Below are 16321 nucleotides of genomic sequence, written 5' to 3'. Positions count from 1 at the left end.
AGGCCCGCCTCAGCCCGCTGCGGCCGGCTTGCGGCACGCGGCAAACATGTCCAGCTCGGTGTTGTACGCCTCGGTCTTCACATCCATCAGGCCCAGCACCGAGTGGAAATAGTGGTCGTGCGTGATGCGACGCTCGCCCAAGTCTTGCTGCAGGCAGCCCGTGGCGAGGTGGGTGCGGGCCTGCATGGCGGGTGACAGCCAGGTGATCCAGGGCACGTGTTTTTGCACGTCGGGCGCAATGGAGTAGGGCAGGCCGTGCAGGTAGATGTTGTTCTCGCCCAGCGACTCGCCATGGTCTGCTACGTAAATCATAGCTGTCTGGGCATGTTTTTCCTGTGCTCCCAGCCACTGGAGCACTGAATCGAGGAAATGGTCGGTCTCGACGATGCTGTTGTCGTAGGCGTTGACCACCTGCTCACGCTGGCATTCCTGCAGCGCGGTGGAGGTGCACTCGGGGCCAAACTTCTTGTTCTCGGGCGCGGAGCGCTTGTAGTACGCGGGGCCGTGGCTGCCCATCTGGTGCATCACCACCACGGTGCCACGCTGGCGCTGCTCGGCAGGCAGGGCAGCGATCTGGGCGTCCAGGTCCTTGAGCATCACGCGGTCCAGGCACTCGCCGCCAGCGCACAGCGCCGGGTCTTTCTGGGTGCTGGTGCTGGTCTCGCCCACGCGGTCGCACACGCCCTTGCAGCCCGACTGGTTGTCCACCCACAGCACCGCCAGACCGGCGTGGTGCAGCACGTCGATCAGGCTTTCGTAGTTGGCCGAGCGGCCCTCGTAACCCGTGCGGCCCAGGTGCGAATACATGCAGGGCACCGATGCGGCGGTGCTGGTGCCGCAGGACCAGGCATTGCGTGCGCTCACCAGGTCCTTGCGGGCCGACAGGCGGGGGGTGGTGTCGCGCTCATAGCCGTTCAGACCAAAGTTGCCGCTGCGGCCCGTCTCGCCCAGCACCAGCACCAGCAGCGGGGGCTTGGCCTGGCCGGCGTAGCTGGCGCCCAGCTGGGCGTCTCGGGCCAGGGGCAGGATCTTGCTGGTGTCCATGCGCATGGGCTTGGTGGCAATGTTGCCCAGCGCGTACACGCTGTTGAGCGGGTTGATCAGGTAGCGCAGCTTGGTGTGGTTGCGCATGGTCGATGCAAAGTCCTGGAACACCAGCAGCAGGCACACCACGATGACGGCGATGGAGCCTGCCAGCAGCAGGCCGTTGTGCGCCACATGGCGCAGCGCGGTCAGGCGCTGCACGGGGCGGCGGTACAGCCACAACAGGGGCGGCACGGCCAGGATGAGCACGGTGCCCAGCATGCGCAGGTTGAGCAGGTCGCCTGCTTCCTTCACGTCGGTCTGCATCACGTTGACCAGCATGCTGGCGTCGATCGCGATGCCGTAGGCCAGCATGAAGTACGCGCCAAACGCGGCCATCAGCACCAGCACCAGCACGGCGGGCTTGAGCGTCCAGCGCCAGGCCAGCAGGCTCAGCAGCGCGGCGTTGCCCGCCGCGACGATGAGCGCAAATGCCAGCGCAAAGCCCCAGCCACGCAGGCTGCCCTGGCCGGGCAGCTGGGCCACCTCTTGCCACAGCGGAACGTTGCAGGCCGTGGCCAGCCAGGTGCTGACCAGCACCACCACCCAGGCGGGGTGCATGGGGCGGGGGGCGGGGGATGCGGTGGGGGGCTCCGAGCGTGAAGCCGAGGCAAAGGGCAGCAGGCGCCGCAGGGACAAAAGCATAGCCCGCTAGTGTGCTGCCAGTTGCTTAAGCGCGCATTAATGTCCGGCGCCAAGACCCCGCGCATGGTGGGCCAAATGGTCGCCCACAAAGCTCTGCACAAAGTAGTAGCCGTGGTCGTAACCCGCATGCCGACGCAGCGTGAGCGGCTGGCCGATGGCCTGGCACGCGGCCTCGAACAAGTGGGGGTGCAGCTGGTCGGCCAGGAATTTGTCGTCCAGCCCCTGGTCGATGAGGATGCCTGCCGGGTAGGGCGCGATGGGCTGGTGTTGCATCAGCACCGTGGCATCGTGCTCCAGCCAGGTGGTGCGGTCGGGGCCCAGGTAGCCGGTGAAGGCCTTTTCGCCCCAGGGGCACTGGGTGGGCGCGCAGATGGGCGCAAAGGCCGACACCGTCTTGAAGCGGCCGGGGTGGCGCAGGGCCAGCGTGAGAGCGCCATGGCCGCCCATGCTGTGGCCGAAGATGCCCAGGCGCTGCCCGTCGATGGGCAGGTGCTGGCCCACCAAGGGCAACAGCTCTTGCAGCAGGTAGCTCTCCATGCGCCAGTGCGTGTTCCAGGGGCTCTGCGTAGCGTCGAGGTAGAAGCCCGCGCCCACGCCAAAGTCCCAGCTGGCCGTGGCTCCGGGCAGGGCCAACACGGCCTCGCCGCGCGGGCTGGTGTCGGGCGCGATCAGGGCCAGGCCCAGTTCGGCGGCCAGGCGCTGGGCTCCGGCCTTGATGGCAAAGGTCTCCTCGGTGCAGGTCAGCCCGGCCAGGTACAACACGGCGGGCACAGGGCCCTGTTGTGCCTGGGGCGGCAGGTACACCGAGAACTTCATCGGCAGGCCGATGGTGGTGGAGGTGTGTTGGTAAAAGCGCTGCTCGCCGCCAAAACAGGTGTGCTGGCTGAGCAGGTCCAGGGGAGTGGTCATGGTGTTTGCTCTTGAATTGATAGCTGCTCAGGTAATATTTCGTAGCGCTTGAGGCAGTTTTCGCTTGTAGGGACCCTAAAAGACGGCTCCAAGCCGTTTTTCATGGCCCGTCGGGGCCAGCACCCGGAGTGCCCGGTTGTCTCTGGGGCTGTGGGCGCTGGCGAGTAGCCGAGTTACGCGGCGTATTTGACGACCGAGCGGATGGACTTGCCTTCGTGCATCAGGTCAAACGCCTCGTTGATGTCCTTGAGGCCCATGGTGTGGGTCACAAAGGGCGCGAGCTGGATCTTGCCAGCCATTGCGTCTTCGACCATGCCGGGCAGCTCGCTGCGGCCCTTGACGCCGCCAAACGCCGTGCCCAGCCACTTGCGGCCGGTGACGAGCTGGAAGGGGCGGGTGCTGATCTCTTGCCCCGCGCCTGCCACGCCGATGATGACCGACTGGCCCCAGCCCCGGTGCGCGCATTCCAGTGCCGCGCGCATCACGTTCACGTTGCCGATGCACTCAAAGCTGTGGTCCACGCCCCAGGTCGTCATCTCCACGATGACCTGCTGGATCGGCTTGTCGAAGTCCTTGGGATTCACGCAGTCGGTGGCGCCAAAGGTGCGGGCCAGGTCGAACTTGGAGGGATTGGTATCGATGGCGATGATGCGCCCGGCCTTGGCCAGCTTGGCGCCCTGGATCACGGCCAGGCCAATGCCGCCCAGGCCGAACACGGCCACGGTGTCGCCTTCCTGCACCTTGGCGGTGTTCTTCACGGCGCCCAGGCCCGTGGTCACGCCGCAGCCCAGCAGGCAGACCTGCTCGGGGTTGGCGTTGGGGTTGACCTTGGCCAGCGAGACCTCGGCCACCACGGTGTATTCGCTGAAGGTGCTGCAGCCCATGTAGTGGTAGATGGGCTGGCCGTTGTAGCTGAAGCGCGTGGTGCCGTCGGGCATCACGCCCTTGCCCTGAGTGGCGCGCACGCTCACGCACAGGTTGGTCTTGCCGCTCTTGCAGAACAGGCACTCGCCGCATTCGGCGGTGTACAGCGGGATGACGTGGTCGCCCGGCTTCACGCTGGTCACGCCTTCGCCCACTTCCACCACGATGCCCGCGCCTTCGTGGCCCAGCACCACGGGGAACAGGCCTTCGGGGTCGTCACCGCTCAGGGTGAACGCGTCGGTGTGGCACACGCCGGTGTCGGTGATCTTGATGAGCACTTCGCCCTTTTTGGGCGGGGCGACGTCGATCTCGACGATCTGCAGGGGTTCTCCAGCTTTGAAGGCTACGGCGGCACGGGATTTCATGGGGTGGTCCTTTCGGTCAATCGGGTAGGGAATGCGGGTGGGCGGTCTATTTGAGGTAGGAGCGAAGCAGCGCCAGCGTTTCGTCAATGGCTTGCTGGGACGGGGCCGGTTTTTCCGCCAGCGTCTCGCGCACGTGGCTGTCGAGCAGGTCGGCCATCAGTCCGTGCACGGCGCCACGCATGGCCGCCAGCTGCTGCAGGATGGGGGCGCAGTCACTGCCCGCCTCCACCGCGCGCTCCAGCGCCTCGGCCTGGCCCTTGATGCGGCGCAGCCGGGTGATGGCGCGTTGTTTGTCTTCGGCAGTGTGGGGCATGGGCAGGCGGCTGGCTGGTCGTTCATTAGGGTGTACTGGGTGGCAGTATAAAAGACAAGCGCATATGCTGATTGTGCTACAGGCATTAAAAGGGCTATTACTCAGGGGGAGTATTCAGGAATTGGCAGTGAACACCTCTTGATGAGCCATGAAAAAAGCCCGCAGGCACTGCCTGCGGGCTTTGTGGGGTGCGGGAGCGGCGCAGTGCGCCGAACCGATCAGCGGCTGGCCAGGGGAGGCACGTCGCGGCGCACGGAGCCGGTGAACAGCTGGCGGGGGCGGCCGATCTTGTACTCGGGGTCGCCGATCATTTCGTTCAGCTGGGCGATCCAGCCCACGGTGCGGGCCAGGCTGAAGATGCCGGTGAACAGGTTCACCGGGATGCCGATGGCGCGCTGCACGATGCCGGAGTAGAAGTCCACGTTCGGGTAGAGCTTGCGCTGCACGAAGTAGTCGTCTTCCAGGGCGATCTTTTCCAGTTCCTTGGCCAGCTTGAACAGCGGGTCGTTTTCCAGGCCCAGCTCGGCCAGCACTTCATTGCAAGTCTCTTGCATGAGCTTGGCGCGGGGGTCGTAGTTCTTGTACACGCGGTGGCCAAAGCCCATCAGCTTGACGCCGGAGTTCTTGTCCTTGACCTGCTTGATGAAGTCGCCGATCTTTTCCACGCCGCCTTGGGCCTGGATGTCGTACAGCATGTTCAGTGCAGCTTCGTTGGCGCCGCCGTGGGCAGGGCCCCAGAGGCAGGCCACGCCCGCAGCGATGGCCGCGAACGGGTTGGTGCCCGACGAGCCGCACAGGCGCACGGTGGAGGTCGAGGCGTTCTGCTCGTGGTCAGCGTGCAGGATGAAGATGCGGTCCAGCGCGCGTTCCAGCACGGGGTTGACCTTGTACTCTTCGCAGGGGGTGCCGAACATCATGCGCAGGAAGTTGCCTGCGTAGCTCAGGTGGTTCTGCGGGTACATGTAGGGCTGGCCCATGCCGTACTTGTAGGCCATTGCGACCAGCGTGGGCATCTTGGCGATCAGGCGGATCGCGGCGATCTCGCGGTGCTGCGGATTGTTGATGTCCGTGCTGTCGTGGTAGAAGGCCGACAGGGCACCCACCAGACCGGTCAGCACAGCCATGGGGTGCGCGTCGCGGCGGAAGCCACGCAGGAAGAACTGCATCTGCTCGTTGACCATGGTGTGGTTGGTCACGCGGCTGGTGAAGTCAGTCTTTTGTGCTGCGTTGGGCAGATCGCCGTACAGCAGCAGGTGGCAGGTTTCCAGGAAGTCGCAGTTCTCAGCCAACTGCTCAATGGGGTAGCCGCGGTACAGCAACTCGCCCTTGTCGCCATCGATATAGGTGATGGCCGACTGGGTGGCTGCTGTGGACAGGAAGCCCGGGTCATAGGTGAACATGCCCGTCTGCGCATACAGCTTGCGGATGTCGATGACGTCCGGGCCGATGCTGCCCTGATAGACCGGCAGGTCCACGCTGGGGCTGCCGTTACTGAACGACAGGGTGGCTTTGTTGTCAGCTAGCTTCATTGTTACTTTCCTTGGGTAGGTTGCCGATACGAATCCGGTCTTGGTGCGAGGGCTGGGTGTCAGGCATGCACTGCCGTGGCGCCACCGCTTTGTCTCAGCATGCCGAGCACTTCACGCGCTTCTTGTGTGTCTTGTTCGCCCGAGGGCTCTCGCCGCCGCAGCAGCAGGTCCAGCAGGTCGTTGTCCGCCAGATCCATCAACGCGTTGAGGCCCTGGGCATGGCGCCGCGTCAGCGTCGATTCGAAGCGGTGGAAGAACTTCTCGATGAACAAGTCGTTCTCCAGCAAGCCGCGCCGGCAGCGCCAGTGCAGCTTGCTCAGCTCGCGTTCGTCCAGCAGCGGCGAAGCCGCCTCTGGCGCGATGGATGGGGTGGATAGCGTTTGCATGGACCGGTGTGTAGGACGATGAACTGTCCGCGCTCAGATGGCGCGGCGCACCATCAGTTCCTTGATCTTGCCGATGGCCCGGGTGGGGTTCAGGCCCTTGGGGCACACGTCCACGCAGTTCATGATGGTGTGGCAGCGGAACAGGCGGTACGGGTCTTCCAGGTTGTCCAGGCGCTCCGTGGTGGCTTCGTCGCGGCTGTCGGCGATGAAGCGGTAGGCCTGCAGCAGACCCGCAGGGCCCACGAACTTGTCGGGGTTCCACCAGAAGCTGGGGCAGCTGGTGGAGCAGCTGGCGCACAGAATGCACTCGTACAGGCCGTTCAGCTCTTCGCGCTCTTCAGGCGACTGCAGGCGCTCGGTTTCGGGCGGCACGTTGTCGTTGACGAGGTAGGGCTTGATGGAGTTGTACTGCTTGAAGAACTGCGTCATGTCCACGATCAGGTCGCGGATGACGGGCAGGCCGGGCAGGGGCTTCAGGACCACGGTGCCGGGCAGCGTGTTCATGTTCGTCAGGCAGGCCAGGCCGTTCTTGCCGTTGATGTTCATGGCGTCCGAGCCGCAAACACCTTCACGGCACGAGCGACGGAACGACAGGGTGGGGTCTTGTGCCTTGAGCTTCATCAGGGCGTCCAGCAGCATGCGTTCGCTGCCGTCGAGTTCAACTTCGACGGTCTGCATGTAGGGCTTGGCGTCCTTGTCAGGATCGTAGCGGTAGATTTGGAAGGTGCGTTTTGCCATGGTGGGTGCTCCTGTATCCGTTTAGAACGTGCGAACCTTGGGCGGAACTGAGTCCACGGTCAGGGGTTTGAGTTTGACGGGCTTGTAGGTCAGGCTGTTGCTCTCGCTGTGCCACAGGGTGTGCTTCATCCAGTTGGCGTCGTCGCGGCCCAGTGGTGCCACTGGGTCGTCGGCGGGGCGCTCGTAGTCGCTCACGGTGTGGGCACCACGGCATTCCTTGCGGGCAGCAGCAGACACCATCGTGGCTTGCGCAGCTTCGATCAGGTTCTCGACTTCCAGCGCTTCGATGCGCGCGGTGTTGAACACCTTGGAGTGGTCCTTCAGGCCCACGCTGTTCACACGGTTGCGCAGCTCGGCGATCTTCTTGACGCCTTCGTCCATGCTCGCTTGCGTGCGGAACACACCGGCGTGCAGTTGCATGCTGGCGCGGATGTCGTTGGCCACGTCCTGGGCATATTCGCCGCTGCTGGCGCCTTGCAGGCGGTTGAGGCGCTCCAGGGTGCGGTCGGCCGCATCCTTGGGCAGGGGTTTGTGGTTCTTGTTCTTGTCGTTGAACTCGACAATGTGGTTGCCGGCTGCGCGGCCGAACACCAGCAGGTCCAGCAGCGAGTTGGTGCCCAGGCGGTTGGCGCCGTGCACCGATACGCAAGAGCATTCGCCCACCGCGTACAGGCCGTTGACCACGAGGTTGTCATTGCCGCCTTGCTGCACCACCACCTGGCCGTTGATGTTGGTGGGAATGCCACCCATCTGGTAGTGGATGGTGGGCACCACAGGGATCGGCTCCTTGGTGATGTCCACGTTGGCAAAGTTGACGCCGATTTCGTACACCGAGGGCAGGCGCTTGTGGATGGTTTCTGCGCCCAGGTGGTCAAGCTTGAGCAGCACGTAGTCCTTGTTGGGACCACAGCCACGGCCTTCCTTGATCTCCTGGTCCATCGAGCGGGACACGAAGTCGCGCGGTGCCAGGTCCTTCAAGGTGGGCGCATAGCGCTCCATGAAGCGCTCACCATTGCTGTTGAGCAAAATTGCGCCTTCACCGCGGCAGCCTTCGGTCAGCAGCACGCCCGCGCCGGCCACGCCGGTGGGGTGGAACTGCCAGAATTCCATGTCTTCCAGCGGAATGCCGGCGCGTGCAGCCATGCCCAGGCCGTCACCGGTGTTGATGAAGGCGTTGGTCGAGGCAGCAAAAATGCGGCCTGCACCACCGGTGGCCAGCAGCGTGGTCTTGGCTTCAAGGATGTGCAAGTCGCCAGTTTCCATTTCCAGCGCCGTCACGCCCACCACGTCGCCGTCGGCGTCGCGGATCAGGTCCAGGGCCATCCACTCCACGAAGAAGTTGGTGCGGGCCTTAACGTTTTGCTGGTACAGCGTGTGCAGCATGGCGTGGCCGGTGCGGTCGGCCGCGGCGCAAGCGCGTTGCACGGGCTTTTCGCCATAGTTGGCGGTGTGGCCGCCGAAGGGGCGCTGGTAGATCGTGCCGTCGGTGTTGCGGTCAAAGGGCATGCCCATGTGTTCCAGGTCGTACACGACCTTGGGGGCTTCGCGGCACATGAACTCGATCGCATCCTGGTCGCCGAGCCAGTCGGAGCCCTTGATAGTGTCGTAGAAGTGGTAGTGCCAGTTGTCCTCGGACATGTTGCCCAGCGAGGCGCCGATGCCGCCCTGGGCAGCGACGGTGTGCGAACGGGTGGGGAATACCTTGGAGAGAACTGCAACGTTCAGGCCCGCGCGGGCCAGTTGCAGGGATGCCCGCATGCCGGAGCCGCCGGCTCCGATGATGATGACGTCGAACTTGCGCTTGGTGATGTTGGCTTGTGTGTAGCTCATTGTGTACCTTCAATCGCGGGAATCAGAGACGCCACAGAACCTGGATGCCCCAGCCGGCGCAGCTGACCAGCCAGACAATGCTGAACACTTGCAGTGCCAGACGCAGGCCCACGGGCTTGATGTAGTCCATCAGGACTTCGCGCAGGCCGACCCACGCATGCCAGGCAATCGCGACGATCACGGAGAAGGTCAGCACCTTCATCCATTGGGCCGAGAAAATGCCCGCCCATTTGTCGTAGCCGATGGGGCCTTTGGAGAAGATGACCTGGGCCAGCAGGGCCAGGGTGAACAGTGCCATCAGGACTGCCGTGACACGCTGGCTGAGCCAGTCGCGCAGGCCATAGTGGGCGCCGACGACGACGCGCTTGGAACCGTAATTGACGGACATGGAAATTTCCTCTCGTTCTTCAACAGGCGCTGGCTGGCAGCGACCGCCGTTTTTGTGGGTTGATCAGTACAGGCCGAAAAGCTTGGCGCCCAGCACCAGGGCCAGCCCAATGCTGATGACCAGAACGGTCAGGGCAGAGCTCTTGCCAAATTGCTTGTTCACGGCGCTGTGGCTCACGTCCATCCACAGGTGGCGCAGGCCGGCAGTGAAGTGGTGCAGGTAGGCCCAGATCAGGGCCAGAGCGACCAGCTTGATGAACCAGCCGGGCACAAAACCGATGCCGATATTGAAGGCCGCCGAGAATTTAGCGAACGAGATTTCGGAAGACACCGAGGTGTCGAACATCCAGATGATGAAAGGCAGCAGCAGGAACATGATCAGTCCGCTGGCGCGGTGCAAGATCGAAACCCACGCGGCAGGTGTCATGCGGTAGGTCGTCAAGTCCTTGAAGGCATTGATGTTGCGGAATTCAGGCCGTTTTTTGGCTAGTTCTGTCATTTCTGGTGCTTTCGTGGATGTAACTGCTTTGTAATTTGAAGATGCAAAGAACGCAAAATTCTATTGCAACGCAACACAAGGGTTTAGCCGGGCTTGAAATTTTCGACGTTAATGCTCGGGTGCCAGCCTGCTGTCAGCTCAATTCATTACGGTAGTGGTGGGTATCGGTGCGATACAGCCCGCGGCGTAACTCCATGGGAACATCGTTGTAGGTGTAAGCAATGCGCTCGACGCTCAGCAGCGGTGTCACGGGTGTGATTTGCAGCAGTTGGGCTTGTTCCTCGTCGGGCAGCACGGCGCGGATTTTTTCTTCGGCCCGCACCATGCGCACGCCAAAGTCGAGTTCGAACATGGCGTAGGTCGGTCCCTGGTAGTTGGCGAGCTGCTCGGCCGTGAGGCCTTTGAAGGCTTGTCCGGGCAGCCAGATGTCTTCCAGAATGGTGGGCACTCCTGCAAACGACAGGATGCGCCGGGCCTGCATGACGGCATCGCCGCTGCGCAGCGCCAGTGCGCGGGCCACATCGGCGTTGGCCCGCACGCGGCGGCAATCGATCACGCGGCGCTGTGCAGGGCCTTCCACGCGGGCGTCTCCGGTGTCGGGCAGCAACTTCAGAAATCGGTACTGCACATGCTGCTCGGCGTGGGTGGCGACAAAAGTGCCTTTGCCCTGCCGGCGCATCACCAGGTTCTCTGCGGCCAGTTCGTCAATCGCCTTGCGTACGGTGCCCTGGCTGACGCGAAAACGCGCAGCCAGCTCCATTTCGCTCGGAATGGCCTCGCCAGGCTTCCATTCGCCCTGCTGCAGGCTTTGCAGGATCAGCCCCTTGATCTGTTGGTACAGCGGGCTGAACGCTGGCGTGGCGGCTCCCGCTGCGCTCTGCGGGGGCGCGGGGCTGTCTGCTGCGAACGGAAGCGATGACATGGTGTGGGATCTGTAAGTTGTGCGTGTGTTGTGGTGCGGCAGTGCGGTTGCCACATGACAATCGAACGACAAACGGGGTGCAATCATATCTTATATAAGACATAAGACAAATTGACCGGGGTGTCCAATCAGGGGTAAACTCCAATGCTGTTTTGCGGGGCACGGGCTACTGGTGACAGGCGCTGGTGCTTGCGTTGCACTCACACCTGTTTTCCTCACTTCCTGGAGTTTTCACCATGAGCAAGAAGCCCGTTCGCGTTGCTGTCACCGGCGCCGCCGGTCAAATCGGTTACGCACTGCTGTTCCGTATCGCCTCCGGCGAAATGCTGGGCAAGGACCAGCCGGTCATTCTGCAATTGCTCGAAGTCCCTGTCGAAGGCCCTCAAAAGGCGCTCAAGGGCGTGATGATGGAGCTGGACGACTGCGCCTTCCCGCTGCTGGTCGAAATGACCGCCCACAGCGATCCCATGACCGCCTTCAAGGATGCCGACTACGCACTGCTGGTCGGCTCGCGCCCACGTGGCCCTGGCATGGAGCGTGCCGAGCTGCTGGCCGTCAACGGCGCCATCTTCACGGCACAAGGCAAGGCCCTGAATGCCGTGGCTTCGCGTGACGTGAAGGTGCTGGTGGTGGGCAACCCTGCCAACACCAATGCCTACATCGCCATGAAGTCGGCCCCTGACCTGCCACGCAAGAACTTCACGGCCATGCTGCGCCTGGACCACAACCGCGCTGCCAGCCAGATCGCTGCCAAGACCGGCAAGGCTGTGGCAGACATCGAAAAGCTGACCGTGTGGGGCAACCACTCGCCCACGATGTACGCTGACTACCGTTTTGCCACCATCAAGGGCGAAAGCGTGGCCAAGATGATCAACGATCAGGAGTGGAACGCCAACACATTCCTGCCCACCGTTGGCAAGCGCGGCGCCGCCATCATTGAAGCCCGTGGCCTGTCGTCGGCAGCCTCTGCAGCCAATGCAGCCATCGACCACATGCGCGACTGGGCCCTGGGCACCAACGGCAAGTGGGTCACCATGGGTGTTCCATCCAACGGCGAATACGGCATTCCCAAGGACACAATGTTTGGTTTCCCCGTGACCTGCGAAAACGGCGAGTACAAGATCGTTGAAGGTCTGGACATCGACGCGTTCTCGCAAGAGCGTATCAACATCACGCTGGCCGAACTGCAAGGCGAGCAAGACGGCGTCAAGCACCTGCTGTAATCAAGCTGGTAAACGACGCGATGCAGCCGACGCCTTTGGCATCGGGCCTTCGGGCCGTCCAAGCCTCTGTACCGGGGCCGGGCGCTGCGTCCGTCCATCCGCGCGATGTGTTGCTCGGCGCCCAGGCCCAAACTGGTTTTCTGCCAGTCTGCGACCACTACAGCGGCGTGGAAGTGCGCATGCGCAAAAGCCTGCAATTGCAGGCAGAGATGACGCAGGAATTTGGCACCTGCGTCTTTGATGTCACTCTCGATTGTGAAGATGGCGCGCCTGTCGGGCTGGAGTTCCAGCATGCGTCGCTGGTGGCACGTATGGCAGCCGCTGCGGCTCCAGGGGCTCGGGTAGCGGCTCGTGTTCATGCGGTGGATCACCCTGCATTTGCCAACGACGTCGCCACCATTGCGGGCGAGGCTGGGCACAGGCTGTGCCACATCATGATTCCCAAGGTCGAGTCGGTAGATGATGTTCTGCTGGCTGAACGTGCGCTGGAGCGCGCGTCGGCGGCCCATGTGCCTTTGCACGTTTTGATCGAGTCTCCCGCCGCCGTGCAGCGTGCGTTTGACATCGCGGCCCACCCCCGCGTGCAGAGCCTGAGTTTCGGGCTCATGGATTTTGTGTCGGCCCATGGCGGCGCCATTCCCGCGCAGGCCATGACCTCTGCCGGGCAGTTCACGCACCCGCTGGTGGTGCGAGCCAAGCTCGAAATCGCCTCGGCCTGCCATGCGCATGGCAAGGTGCCGTCCCATTGCGTGGTCACCGAGTTTTCGGACATGGCGGCCCTGCAAGGTGCTGCCGGCCGCGCATCGCGCGAGCTGGGCTACACACGGATGTGGAGCATCCATCCGGCGCAGATCCGCACCATCCTGCAGGCCTTTGCCCCCCAGCAGGACGATATCGACAGCGCGTCCCGGATCATTGCGGCGGCAGCGTTGGCTGACTGGGCTCCCATCAGTGTGGATGGGGTATTGCACGACCGGGCCAGCTACCGCTTTTATTGGCAGATTCTGGAGCGCGCCCACCGCACTGGGCGCGCACTACCCTTGGCGGTGCGTCACTGGTTTGACGCATCGACTCTCGTTCCATCGTGAACATCCCTGGACATTTCCACGCAGGACTTCCCATGAAATTTGTCATTGCCTCCGCTCTCATGTTGCTGGCTCCGGCCTTTGCCTTGGCACAAACAACAGCCCAGCCAGCGGCCAAGTCCGACACCAAGGCTGCAGCCAAACCCGCTGCCAAGCCAACCGCCAAGCCAACCGCCAAGCCAACCGCCAAGACGGCCGCCAAGCCAGCAGATGGCAAGACCGCAGCCAAGGCTCCCGCCAAGAGCCACGCCACTGCCAAGGCCGAACCCACCAGCAGCCGTACCCAGCTCAAGAGCGCCACCAACCAGGTGGCGGCCGGCATCATCGCCGCTGAAGCAGCCCTGTCGCCCGCCGAACTGGCGATTGCGGAGCGCGTGCACGTGGGGCGCATGCCCTGCGAGCTCGGTGCTTTTGTCACTGTGACAGCCGATCCCGCCACCCCAGGCCACTTCCATGTGGAAGGCAAGGGTTTCAAGTACTACATGTCGCCGGTGGCGACGACCACAGGCACGGTGCGCCTGGAGGACGCCAAGGGTGGTGCCGTGTGGCTGCAGATCGCCAACAAATCCATGCTGATGAACCAGCGCGCTGGTCAGCGTCTGGCTGACGAGTGCATGAGCCCTGAGCAGGTGGTTGTGGCAGAAGCCATCAAGAAGAACCCGCCTGTGAGCGTGCTGGACCCGCTGCCCGCCACCAAATAAAAACCGCGCGCACCCATTAACGACTGGCGTGTGCCGAGCCCACCGCTACACGCTACGCCCCACTTTAGAACGCAACTGGAGAAAACAATGTTGAAAGCCTACCGAGACCATGCTGCCGAACGCGCCGCACTGGGTATCCCCCCTCTGCCCCTGGACGCCAAGCAGGTGGCTGAGCTGATCGAATTGATCAAGAACCCACCCGCTGGTGAAGAGGCCTTTTTGCTGGACCTGCTCACCCATCGCGTGCCGCCTGGCGTGGACGACGCTGCCAAGGTCAAGGCCAGCTTCCTGGCTGCCGTGGCGCACGGCGACATCACCGTGGGTCTGATCTCCAAGGCCAAGGCCACGGAACTACTGGGCACCATGGTGGGTGGCTACAACGTGCACCCGCTGATCGAGTTGCTGGACGACGCCGAAGTGGCTGGTGTGGCCGCAGAGGGTCTGAAGAAGACGCTGCTGATGTTCGACTTCTTCAATGACGTCGCTGTGAAAGCCAAGGCAGGCAACGCCAAGGCGCAGGAAGTCATCAAGAGCTGGGCCGATGCCGAGTGGTTCACCACCCGTCCTGAGGTCGAGAAGAAGATTACCGTCACGGTGTTCAAGGTGCCCGGTGAGACCAACACCGACGACCTGTCGCCCGCACCGGATGCCTGGAGCCGCCCAGACATCCCGCTGCACTACCTGGCCATGCTGAAGAACACCCGCCCTGATGCGGCGTTCAAGCCCGAAGAAGACGGCAAGCGTGGCCCGATGCAGTTCATCGAAGACCTCAAGAAGAAGGGCAACCTCGTGGCCTACGTGGGCGACGTGGTGGGCACCGGTTCCAGCCGCAAGTCAGCCACCAACAGTGTGATCTGGGCCACGGGCCAGGACATCCCGTTTGTGCCGAACAAGCGTTTTGGTGGTGTCACGCTGGGCGGCAAGATCGCTCCCATCTTCTTCAACACGCAAGAAGATTCGGGCTCGCTGCCGATCGAAGTCGATGTATCCAAGCTCGAAATGGGCGACGTGGTCGACATCCTGCCCTACGACGGCAAGATTGTGAAGAACGGCGCCACCGTGGCCGAGTTCAAGCTCAAGAGCGATGTGCTGTTTGACGAAGTGCGTGCCGGTGGCCGTATCAACCTCATCATCGGTCGTTCGCTGACGGCCAAGGCCCGCGAGTTCCTGGGCCTGGCAGCATCCACGCTGTTCCGTCTGCCCCAGGCGCCTGCTGCGTCGAATGCAGGCTTCACGCTGGCCCAGAAGATGGTCGGACGTGCTGTCGGTCTGCCAGAAGGCCAGGGCGTGCGCCCCGGTACCTACTGCGAGCCCAAGATGACCACCGTGGGCTCGCAAGACACCACGGGTCCCATGACCCGCGACGAGCTGAAGGATCTGGCCTGCCTAGGCTTCTCGGCCGACCTGGTCATGCAGTCGTTCTGCCACACGGCGGCCTACCCCAAGCCCGTGGACGTGAAGACCCACCGCGAACTGCCGGCGTTCATCAGCAACCGTGGTGGTGTGGCCCTGCGTCCTGGCGATGGCGTGATCCACAGCTGGCTCAACCGCCTGCTGCTGCCTGACACCGTGGGTACGGGTGGCGACTCGCACACGCGTTTCCCCATCGGTATTTCGTTCCCGGCAGGCTCTGGCCTGGTGGCTTTCGGCGCTGCGACGGGTGTGATGCCTCTGGACATGCCCGAGTCGGTGCTGGTGCGCTTCAAGGGCGAAATGCAGCCGGGCGTGACGCTGCGCGACCTGGTGCACGCGATTCCGCTGTACGCGATCAAGGCTGGTCTGCTCACGGTGGCCAAGGCGGGCAAGAAGAACATCTTCTCGGGCCGCATCCTCGAAATCGAAGGACTGCCCAACCTGAAGGTCGAGCAAGCGTTTGAACTGTCGGACGCTTCGGCAGAGCGTTCCGCCGCTGGTTGCACCATCAAGCTCAACCCCGAGCCGGTCAAGGAATACCTGACCAGCAACGTGGTGCTGATGAAGAACATGATCGCTGACGGCTATGCCGACGCCCGCACGCTGCAACGCCGCATCGAGAAGGTGGAAGCCTGGCTGGCCAACCCCAACCTGCTCGAAGCCGACAAGGATGCCGAATACGCAGCCGTCATCGAGATCGATCTGGCCGAGATCAAGGAACCCATCCTGTGCTGCCCCAACGACCCCGACGACGCCAAGACCCTGTCGGAAGTGGCCGGCACCAAGATCGATGAAGCCTTCATTGGTTCTTGCATGACCAACATCGGCCACTTCCGCGCAGCTGCCAAGCTGCTGGGCGGCAGCCGTGACATCCCCGTCAAGTTGTGGGTGGCACCGCCCACCAAGATGGACGAGAGCGAGCTGATCAAAGAAGGCCATTACGCCAACTTTGGTGCTGCCGGCGCCCGTACCGAAATGCCCGGCTGCTCGCTGTGCATGGGTAACCAGGCTCAGGTGCGCGAAGGCGCTACCGTGGTGTCCACCTCCACCCGCAACTTCCCCAACCGCCTGGGCAAGAACACCAACGTGTTCCTGGCCTCTGCCGAGCTGGCCGCCATTGCGTCCAAGCTGGGCAAGATCCCCACGGTGGCCGAATACCACGAAGCCATGGGCATCGTGAACAAGGATGGCGCGTCGATCTACAAGTACCTGAACTTCGACCAGATCGAAGAGTACGCAGAAACCGCCAAGGGCGTCACCGCCTGATCCTCGCGTTCTTTGCGCAACAGAAGCGGCCCTCAGGGGCCGCTTTTTTTTGGCCCACCTTGGGTGTCACACAAACGTCATCCATTCGTCACTATGCTGGAGT

Annotated in this window: 15 protein-coding genes; 4 read left to right on the top strand and 11 right to left on the bottom strand. The window is 63.1% G+C overall.

Annotated elements, in window-relative coordinates; translation table 11 throughout:
* Positions 1–9: 9 nt before the first annotated feature.
* The 11 genes from C8C95_RS02845 to C8C95_RS02795 form a co-directional block, all read right to left on the bottom strand.
* On the bottom strand, positions 10–1728 hold the full coding sequence (locus C8C95_RS02845; RefSeq protein WP_116747571.1) for a phosphoethanolamine--lipid A transferase: 1719 nt from the start codon (positions 1726–1728) through the stop codon (positions 10–12).
* A gap of 36 nt (positions 1729–1764) precedes the next feature.
* The gene (fghA, locus tag C8C95_RS02840) at positions 1765–2637 is read right to left on the bottom strand and encodes an S-formylglutathione hydrolase (protein WP_116747570.1); all 873 of its coding nucleotides are present in this window, start codon (positions 2635–2637) and stop codon (positions 1765–1767) included.
* Positions 2638–2810: 173 nt separating this feature from the next.
* Complete coding sequence (locus C8C95_RS02835) at positions 2811–3926, bottom strand: S-(hydroxymethyl)glutathione dehydrogenase/class III alcohol dehydrogenase (protein ID WP_015015063.1); 1116 nt, start codon at positions 3924–3926, stop codon at positions 2811–2813.
* A 46-nt stretch (positions 3927–3972) separates the two neighbouring features.
* A complete protein-coding gene (locus C8C95_RS02830; protein ID WP_056064906.1) occupies positions 3973–4239 on the bottom strand; it encodes a metal/formaldehyde-sensitive transcriptional repressor in 267 nt (88 codons plus the stop codon).
* Between the two features lie 218 nt (positions 4240–4457).
* Positions 4458–5768 carry a citrate synthase gene (locus C8C95_RS02825; protein ID WP_056064903.1) on the bottom strand — a complete coding sequence of 437 codons (1311 nt, stop codon included), beginning with the start codon at positions 5766–5768 and terminating at the stop codon, positions 4458–4460.
* A 59-nt stretch (positions 5769–5827) separates the two neighbouring features.
* Complete coding sequence (locus C8C95_RS02820; RefSeq protein WP_056064900.1) at positions 5828–6154, bottom strand: succinate dehydrogenase assembly factor 2; 327 nt, start codon at positions 6152–6154, stop codon at positions 5828–5830.
* Positions 6155–6187: 33 nt separating this feature from the next.
* The gene (locus C8C95_RS02815; protein ID WP_015015057.1) at positions 6188–6892 is read right to left on the bottom strand and encodes a succinate dehydrogenase iron-sulfur subunit; all 705 of its coding nucleotides are present in this window, start codon (positions 6890–6892) and stop codon (positions 6188–6190) included.
* Positions 6893–6913: 21 nt separating this feature from the next.
* Complete coding sequence (gene sdhA, locus C8C95_RS02810) at positions 6914–8722, bottom strand: succinate dehydrogenase flavoprotein subunit (RefSeq protein ID WP_008906046.1); 1809 nt, start codon at positions 8720–8722, stop codon at positions 6914–6916.
* A 22-nt stretch (positions 8723–8744) separates the two neighbouring features.
* Positions 8745–9110 (bottom strand): succinate dehydrogenase, hydrophobic membrane anchor protein, encoded by a 366-nt coding sequence (sdhD, locus tag C8C95_RS02805; RefSeq protein WP_015015055.1) that lies wholly within the window; start codon positions 9108–9110, stop codon positions 8745–8747.
* A 63-nt stretch (positions 9111–9173) separates the two neighbouring features.
* The gene (gene sdhC / locus C8C95_RS02800; protein WP_056064896.1) at positions 9174–9608 is read right to left on the bottom strand and encodes a succinate dehydrogenase, cytochrome b556 subunit; all 435 of its coding nucleotides are present in this window, start codon (positions 9606–9608) and stop codon (positions 9174–9176) included.
* Between the two features lie 133 nt (positions 9609–9741).
* The gene (locus C8C95_RS02795) at positions 9742–10530 is read right to left on the bottom strand and encodes a GntR family transcriptional regulator (RefSeq protein ID WP_056064891.1); all 789 of its coding nucleotides are present in this window, start codon (positions 10528–10530) and stop codon (positions 9742–9744) included.
* A gap of 236 nt (positions 10531–10766) precedes the next feature.
* On the opposite strand from C8C95_RS02795, the gene C8C95_RS02790 reads away from it, so the two are divergent.
* From C8C95_RS02790 to acnB, 4 genes are all read left to right on the top strand, one after another.
* Positions 10767–11753 carry a malate dehydrogenase gene (locus C8C95_RS02790; protein ID WP_056064888.1) on the top strand — a complete coding sequence of 329 codons (987 nt, stop codon included), beginning with the start codon at positions 10767–10769 and terminating at the stop codon, positions 11751–11753.
* Positions 11754–11773: 20 nt separating this feature from the next.
* Entirely contained in the window at positions 11774–12841 is a 1068-nt protein-coding gene (locus tag C8C95_RS02785; RefSeq protein WP_116747569.1) for an aldolase/citrate lyase family protein, read from the top strand.
* A 32-nt stretch (positions 12842–12873) separates the two neighbouring features.
* Positions 12874–13539, top strand: a complete 666-nt coding sequence (locus C8C95_RS02780) for a hypothetical protein (RefSeq protein WP_116747568.1) — start codon at positions 12874–12876, stop codon at positions 13537–13539.
* Positions 13540–13626: 87 nt separating this feature from the next.
* Positions 13627–16218: a bifunctional aconitate hydratase 2/2-methylisocitrate dehydratase gene (acnB, locus tag C8C95_RS02775; protein WP_116747567.1), complete on the top strand. Its 2592-nt coding sequence runs from the start codon at positions 13627–13629 to the stop codon at positions 16216–16218.
* Positions 16219–16321 lie beyond the last annotated feature (103 nt).

Source organism: Acidovorax sp. 99 (genome assembly GCF_003096455.1).
Lineage (GTDB): Bacteria > Pseudomonadota > Gammaproteobacteria > Burkholderiales > Burkholderiaceae_C > Acidovorax > Acidovorax delafieldii.
The sequence above is the reverse complement of the archived record's forward strand: the minus strand, read 5'-3'. Positions and strand labels throughout refer to the sequence as shown.

Bases quoted from the DNA above. Each gene is read 5' to 3' on its own strand.
- C8C95_RS02845 (WP_116747571.1), bottom strand. From the start codon at position 1,728: ATGCTTTTGTCCCTGCGGCGCCTGCTGCCCTTTGCCTCGGCTTCACGC.
- fghA (WP_116747570.1), bottom strand. From the start codon at position 2,637: ATGACCACTCCCCTGGACCTGCTCAGCCAGCACACCTGTTTTGGCGGC.
- C8C95_RS02835 (WP_015015063.1), bottom strand. From the start codon at position 3,926: ATGAAATCCCGTGCCGCCGTAGCCTTCAAAGCTGGAGAACCCCTGCAG.
- C8C95_RS02830 (WP_056064906.1), bottom strand. From the start codon at position 4,239: ATGCCCCACACTGCCGAAGACAAACAACGCGCCATCACCCGGCTGCGC.
- C8C95_RS02825 (WP_056064903.1), bottom strand. From the start codon at position 5,768: ATGAAGCTAGCTGACAACAAAGCCACCCTGTCGTTCAGTAACGGCAGC.
- C8C95_RS02820 (WP_056064900.1), bottom strand. From the start codon at position 6,154: ATGCAAACGCTATCCACCCCATCCATCGCGCCAGAGGCGGCTTCGCCG.
- C8C95_RS02815 (WP_015015057.1), bottom strand. From the start codon at position 6,892: ATGGCAAAACGCACCTTCCAAATCTACCGCTACGATCCTGACAAGGAC.
- sdhA (WP_008906046.1), bottom strand. From the start codon at position 8,722: ATGAGCTACACACAAGCCAACATCACCAAGCGCAAGTTCGACGTCATC.
- sdhD (WP_015015055.1), bottom strand. From the start codon at position 9,110: ATGTCCGTCAATTACGGTTCCAAGCGCGTCGTCGTCGGCGCCCACTAT.
- sdhC (WP_056064896.1), bottom strand. From the start codon at position 9,608: ATGACAGAACTAGCCAAAAAACGGCCTGAATTCCGCAACATCAATGCC.
- C8C95_RS02795 (WP_056064891.1), bottom strand. From the start codon at position 10,530: ATGTCATCGCTTCCGTTCGCAGCAGACAGCCCCGCGCCCCCGCAGAGC.
- C8C95_RS02790 (WP_056064888.1), top strand. From the start codon at position 10,767: ATGAGCAAGAAGCCCGTTCGCGTTGCTGTCACCGGCGCCGCCGGTCAA.
- C8C95_RS02785 (WP_116747569.1), top strand. From the start codon at position 11,774: ATGCAGCCGACGCCTTTGGCATCGGGCCTTCGGGCCGTCCAAGCCTCT.
- C8C95_RS02780 (WP_116747568.1), top strand. From the start codon at position 12,874: ATGAAATTTGTCATTGCCTCCGCTCTCATGTTGCTGGCTCCGGCCTTT.
- acnB (WP_116747567.1), top strand. From the start codon at position 13,627: ATGTTGAAAGCCTACCGAGACCATGCTGCCGAACGCGCCGCACTGGGT.